Source organism: Aeromicrobium sp. (genome assembly GCF_014378035.1).
In the GTDB taxonomy this organism is placed as follows: Bacteria; Actinomycetota; Actinomycetes; order Propionibacteriales; family Nocardioidaceae; genus Aeromicrobium.
The window spans coordinates 1-4,084 of record NZ_JACMOM010000020.1; the positions used below are offsets into that span (position 1 = coordinate 1).

Annotated in this window: 2 protein-coding genes and 2 pseudogenes; 1 reads left to right on the plus strand and 3 read right to left on the minus strand. The window is 66.5% G+C overall.

All coding sequences use genetic code 11. The annotated features are described in order from the left end of the window. Positions 1 to 471: 471 nt before the first annotated feature. The 3 genes and pseudogenes from H7290_RS01195 to H7290_RS01200 form a co-directional block, all read right to left on the minus strand. On the minus strand, positions 472 to 1,203 hold the full coding sequence (locus H7290_RS01195; RefSeq protein WP_290512190.1) for a DUF1524 domain-containing protein: 732 nt from the start codon (positions 1,201 to 1,203) through the stop codon (positions 472 to 474). A 489-nt stretch (positions 1,204 to 1,692) separates the two neighbouring features. Continuing rightward, positions 1,693 to 1,815 (minus strand): annotated as a pseudogene (locus H7290_RS21220) (DUF2510 domain-containing protein); the annotation flags it as partial. 281 nt (positions 1,816 to 2,096) lie between these two features. Beyond that, on the minus strand, positions 2,097 to 3,671 hold the full coding sequence (locus H7290_RS01200) for an alkaline phosphatase D family protein (protein WP_290512191.1): 1,575 nt from the start codon (positions 3,669 to 3,671) through the stop codon (positions 2,097 to 2,099). Between the two features lie 219 nt (positions 3,672 to 3,890). Here H7290_RS01200 and H7290_RS01205 point away from each other — a divergent pair. After that, a pseudogene (locus tag H7290_RS01205) lies at positions 3,891 to 4,084 on the plus strand (hypothetical protein); the annotation flags it as partial.

Below are 4,084 nucleotides of genomic sequence, written 5' to 3' on the forward strand. Positions count from 1 at the left end.
GGGGTCTGGCAGGTGCCGCTCGGCTGTGTGGCCGTCGGCCCGTTGATGCATGACCCCATCTGACTTCGTCGTCGCTCGCCCTGAACGAGGGGACCGAAGGGGTCGGCGCGGGCGTGTGCCCGCGCCGACCCGGTCCGATCGTTCAGGTCGACCGACGACGAAGTCAGATGGGGTCATGAATCAACGGGCCGACGGCCACAGAGCCGAGCGCCACCTGCAAGACGCCCACCAGCGCGGCCGCCTCGCCGGTGAGATCGCGCGGCTGCGGCGTTGCGGGCTGCTGATCGTCGGGGAGGTCGGCTTGGTCCGCCAACTCTGTGCGTGTTCGAGTTGATGGGCAAGCTGTCCGCAGATTCCGCGAGTCACCACGCGGTGCCGCAGTTGGTGCTCCTGGGCTTTGCCGATGCGAACCGATACCCACGGTGCAAGAGGGAACAAAATGACGGGACGATTTGGTGCAAAAGCTCACCGTTACTCGCAAGCGACGCCATCGCCATCGCGGTCGAGCTCTCGCGTGTAGCCGGGTTGCCCGGCGCGGATCGGGTCCGCGCCTGCTGCACGCAAGGCGGTGCAGTTTTCGTAGTAGACGCTGGTAGGCGCATCGGGTGGCTTCGAGCCTGGCGTGCTCGTCTTTTTCGCGCTCTTGGGCAGCGCAGCTTCTGTGGGTGCCGGTCCTGGGACAGGATTCGCCGTGTCGGAGCAGTTGGACAGCACGCGGATCATCGCATCACGCTCAGCGGCAGTGACCCACACCTTGTACTTGGACTTCACCGCCACCTGCCGGGCGACGTACGTGCACCGAAAGGACTTGTTGGACGGGAGCCAGGTCGCAGTGTCACCGTCGCCCTTGGAGCGGTTCGCGCTGGCTTCAACGGCCAGTAGGTTCAGCGGATCGTTGGCGAACGCCAACCGCTTGCCTGCGGCCCATTTCCCGGCGCCCTTCTGCCACGCGTCACTGATGGCCACGACATGGTCAATGTCGACCTCGCTGGCCCCGCCGTACTCGAAACGGATATCCCTCCCGGTGTATGGGTCGGGGTTGAGTGTGCCGGCGAGCACCTTGCAGGAGTTCTTCATGTCCCTGGCGGCGAGATCTCGACGCAGGATGTCGTTACGGGTGTCGCAGCCGTTGCGATCGGCGTCGAACCACGCCTGACCGAACAGGTCTCGCGAGTACCCGGTCTTGGAGGCGCGGCCCTTCACTGTCAGCGAGGCGACAGCAGCCAGGGCAGTCCCCTTAGCCGCGGTCTTCGAGCTGGGTGTCGACTTTGTCGCTGCCGACGTCGGAGTAGGTGTTGGTGTGGATGTCGGTGGAGGTGTTGGCGTGGGAGTTGGCGACGCGGCGGGCGCAGCGACCGGCGGGGCAGTCGGCGGGTCTGCGATCGCACCTCCTGCGAACATCAACCCAAGCGCTGTCCCGAGGGCGATTCCTCCGGCAGCGCGGCCCCTCAGACGAGCCCAGCCGATACGGCCGCGAGCCAGGGCAACTACTGCCACTACCAGCACATATGCGCCCAACATGACGAGGAAGCCGCTCACGCCTGAACTGACAAGGCCCAAGAGAGCCACGAGGATGAGCCCTCCCCAACCGAACCAGATCGCTGGCCCCGGGCGGACGCGGCCGTCTGGTGACGTGCCGAATCTGGCGACGGTGCCCTCAGCAGATGCCGCATGCGCTTCCGCGACCACGGGGGCGGCAGGCGCGAATTGCTCCGTCCACTCAGATCCGTCCCACCAGCGCATCCCACCATCGGTGGGGTACCAACCTGCCGGAGGAAGCCGCGGGTCCTGCGGACCAATCGGTTCCATCGCCATCTCCTCGTCAACTCGGCCGATCCTAGACGGGTGTGGCTGTCTACACCCACGAATTCAGACAAGTTGTTGCAGCAAGTACCAGTGGTGCATCCTCCGGCGGGTGCCCCACTCGCCCGTCGTCGTGTACGACCTGGCGCCCTACGGTCGCGGCGACCTCCTCGTCCGCTTCGCGAGCACGTTCCGCCGGGCCGCCTGACCCGAGCGACGAAGGCGCTCGGCGACTTGCGACCGCAGTGGAGAGTTTCTCCGGACGACCCCGTCGGTAGCAGGAGTCGAGGTGCCTAGCGGCGTTCAGGGTCGAGCTGCTTGGTGAACAGGGCCGCGCCTTCGACGTCACGCAGGGTCACGGTCAGCTGTTTGCTGTCGCCATCAATCTCAACCTCACCGAAGAACTGGAATCCCTCTCCGGGTCCGGTGTTGGCGCGTGGCGGCGCCGCGACGAATTCGGCCTTGGGCCCAAAGGTTCCGTCGAGCGCATTCGGCCCGAACGCTCCGGCATTCAGTGGTCCGGAGACGAACTCCCAGAAGGAGTCGAAGTGCGGGTAGGCCGCACGGTCCGGCGAGTAGTGGTGCGCAGCCGTGTAGTGGACGTCGGCGGTCAGCCACACGTGATTGCGAATCCCCGCGCGCTGCAGGGCAGTCAGCACACGGGCGATGTCTCGCTCGCGGCCCAGAGGCGCCGCCGGGTCTCCCTGGGCGATGCCCTCCTGCTCGGTGCCGTCTGGCACGACGAGGCCGAGCGGCAGGTCTGCGGCGATCACCTTCCAGGTCGCTCGTGAACGCTCCAGCTCGTCGATCAGCCACCTGGTCTGCTTCTCTCCCAAGACGCCGCCGTCGTCCTCGCGCTCGTCATTGAGCGTGTTCGGGTCCTTGTGCGTGCGCATGTCGAGCACGAACAGGTCGAGCAGCGGACCGTGCTTGATGACGCGATATACGCGGCCATCGTGGTCGGGCGAGATCGGGGCCACCGGCAGGTACTCGTGGAAGGCCCGATGCGCACGAGCAGCGAGCACGTCGACACGCTTCTCGGTGTAGAGCGGCGAATCGAGGATCTCTCCCGGATACCAGTTGTTGGTCACCTCGTGGTCGTCCCACTGCACGACCTGGGAGGTGGTCGCGAGGAACTCACGCCAGTTGTCGGCCATCATGTTGTACCGATACTGCCCGCGGAACTCATCGAGCGTCTCGGCCACCTTCGACTTCTCAGGCGTGACCAGATTGGTCCAGATGCTGCCATCAGGCAGCGGGACGCTGGAGGTCACTGGGCCGTCGGCGTAGACGTTGTCGCCGCTGCACAGGAAGAAGTCCGCGTCACGTCGTGCCATGGCATCGACGATGCGGAAGCCGCCGACATCTGGATTGACACCCCATCCCTGGCCGGCGATGTCGCCGGACCACAGGAATCGCACGTCTCCCCGGCCCGTCGGCAGCGTGCGGAGCCGACCCACCACCGCTTCGCCGGCCCTTCGGGGATCGTCGAGGTCGACCGCTCGCACGCGATAGTGGACGTCGGCCCCGGGCGGCAGCCCACCGACTGACCACTGGCCGGTGAAGTCGGTGCCCTGGGCCACCACCGGGCCTCGAACGGTCACCGCTCGCCGGAACGACGGGTCGCGCGACAACTCGGCGACGAGGCGCGACCGCCGGTCGGCCCGAGCCCACAGCCGGGCGCTGCCGTCATGCACGTCACCGGCCTGCACACCGTGCGTCAGCGACGGACGTCCCGACCGGACCAGCGGCGCTGCAGCGCTGGCCCTGAGCGGCAGGCCCGCCACGAGCGGCACAGCGGCCAGACCTGCCAGAGCGGTGGTCCGCACGAAGGCGCGGCGATCGATGTCAACATCCCCGGAAGTCATGTGCCCCACCGTGCACTCCGAAGGCGAACAGGAGGTGACGCCCGAGCGAAGCCCTGAACGTCGCCATCCATCCCACGTCACCAGGCTGGTGAGCGGGGGAAGGGAGAGCCGAAAGAAATGTCGCTTCCGACCAATCCGGTGTGGTGGGGGTGTCGAAGCACTGATGTACCCAGCCAATCCCCGGTTGACCCCAAGACAGACACAAGGAAGTGCATTGACATGAGCACCATCAAGAACCGTAAGATCTTCGCCGGTATCGCGCTTGCTGCCGTCGCAGCGTTCCCCCTCGCTGCCTGCAGCTCTTCGTCGGATTCGGCTGCGACGTCAGCCTCGGGTTCCAAGACGACCGTTGCCAAGCCCCTCGCCCGTCTGAATGACCTGTCCACCGGTGGCACCACGGCCATCGCGCTGGA